The 1,851-nt window shown below is 70.3% G+C and carries 3 protein-coding genes; all 3 read right to left on the bottom strand.

The genetic code is table 11. The features are described from left to right. Positions 1-196: 196 nt before the first annotated feature. The 3 genes from VGW35_17865 to VGW35_17875 all read right to left on the bottom strand — a co-directional run bounded on the left by VGW35_17865 (position 197) and on the right by VGW35_17875 (position 1,826). Positions 197-577 carry a response regulator gene (locus VGW35_17865; GenBank protein HEV8309531.1) on the bottom strand — a complete coding sequence of 127 codons (381 nt, stop codon included), beginning with the start codon at positions 575-577 and terminating at the stop codon, positions 197-199. A 92-nt stretch (positions 578-669) separates the two neighbouring features. Beyond that, positions 670-807, bottom strand: a complete 138-nt coding sequence (locus tag VGW35_17870) for a DUF3096 domain-containing protein (GenBank protein ID HEV8309532.1) — start codon at positions 805-807, stop codon at positions 670-672. An 89-nt stretch (positions 808-896) separates the two neighbouring features. Next, on the bottom strand, positions 897-1,826 hold the full coding sequence (locus tag VGW35_17875; GenBank protein ID HEV8309533.1) for a class I fructose-bisphosphate aldolase: 930 nt from the start codon (positions 1,824-1,826) through the stop codon (positions 897-899). Positions 1,827-1,851 lie beyond the last annotated feature (25 nt).

A 1,851-nucleotide genomic window follows, 5' to 3' on the forward strand; every position in this document is an offset into this window, starting at 1 on the left:
GTCAGTCGTCGAGCGCCGTGCGTCCTCGCGGCACGTCTTTCTGGGGTTTTTCGTCCGGACGAGGCGACGGCGGGGTCGTGCCAGCCGCGCGCCGGCGCGCCTCGTCTACGGTGCGGCGAGAGCGCTCGGCAAGCTTCTTCGGCTGCTTCGTGCGGGGGCGCTTCGCTCGAGCCATGTCTGCGCCCCCGGCCGAGCGTCAGGCCGCCCGGCGGGCCCGGGCTCCGGCGAGGATGCCCACCAGGTGGGCGACGTTGAACGGCTTGGCCAGATAGCCGTCGAACCCTGCCGCGTGGGCGCGCTCCTGCCCGAAGCTCGAGATCGCCGAGATCGCGATGACGGGCGTGTGGGCGCGGCGGGGATTCTGCCGGAGCCGGCGGACGAACCCGAAGCCGTCGAGGACGGGCATGCGCAGGTCGCACAGGATGACGTCGGGGGACTCGATGGCGAGGAGGGCGAGCGCTTCCAGGCCATTGGCCGCCGAAATCACCCGGGCTCCGGCGTCCTCGAGCAGGAGGCGCAGCGCGTGCCGGATGTCGGCGTCGTCGTCGACGACGAGGACTGTCGCACCGGGGCCCATGAGACCAGCTTAACAGCGATCGGCCCGCGGCGCGCAAGTTCCAAAAGTCGTTAGAGTCGACTCCCTAGGGGGGAAGCGCGGCCCCCCCGGTTTCAGCGGTGGACGAGCCCCAGGAGGCCGATCACGATCAGGTAGATGGCGACGATGTAGTTCAACAGTCGCGGCATGATCAGGATCAGGATCCCCGCGATGAGCGCGACGAGGGGCTGGTAGGCGACCGAGATCAGCATGGCACTCTCCTATGAGCGGGGGACTCGGAGCGCGGCGGGCACCGGCTTCCCGGTGCCCCTGCCCCTCCATCATACTCACAGCCCGGCGGCTACTTCACCGTGCCCGCGTAGATGTCCATCACCGTCCGGAGGAAGCGGAGGGCGTCGGGCCGCTTCCGCTGGAACGAGTTCCGGCCGATGATGGAGCCGAACCCCCCGCCGTCGCGGATCCCGCGGACCTCTTCGTAGACCGTTTCGTCTTGCTCCTGGGCGGGGCCGCCCGAGAAGATCACGATCCGCCGTCCGTTGAAGCAGCTCTGGACGACGTGCCGGACCCGCTCGGCCAGGGTGCCGGTGGGGATGCCCTGAGCCTCGTACACCTTCTTGGCGGGCGCCTGCTCGAGGTGGGCGGCCGGGAGCTTCACCTTGATGAGGTGAGCGCCGAGCTGGGCGGCGATGTGGGCGGCGTAGGCGGTGACGTCGATGGCGGTCTCGCCGGCCTTGGTGAGCCCCGAGCCCCGCGGGTACGACCAGACCACGACCACCAGGCCGTGGGCCTTGGCCTCCTCGGTGATGGCCCGGATCTCGCCGTACATCTCGAGGCGGTGGGTCGAGCCGGGATAGATGGTGAATCCGACGCCGACGCAGCCGAGGCGGAGGGCATCCCGGACGCTCCCGGTGACGGCCTGGGCCGGGTCCGGCTCCTCGAGCAGGACGTCGTGGTTGTTGAGCTTGAGGATGAGGGGGATCTGCCCGGCGTACTCGCGGGCCCCCGCCTCCAGGAACCCGAGCGGCGCGGCGTAGGCGTTGCAGCCGGCCTCGATCGCCAGCTCGAAGTGGTAGTGGGGATCGTAGGCCGGCGGATTGGGGGCGAAGCTCCGCCCGGGTCCGTGCTCGAAGCCCTGGTCCACGGGCAGGATGACGAGCTTCCCGGTGCCTCCGAGGCGGCCGTGCGCGAGGAGCCGGGCGAGGTTGGTGAGGGTGCCGGGGCTGTCGCTGCCGTACCAGCCGAGGATCTCGCGAACGCGATTGGTCGTCATGGCTCACTGCCTCCGGTTGGTGTCG

The organism is Candidatus Methylomirabilota bacterium (assembly GCA_036005065.1).
GTDB lineage: Bacteria > Methylomirabilota > Methylomirabilia > Rokubacteriales > DASRDR01 > DASYQW01.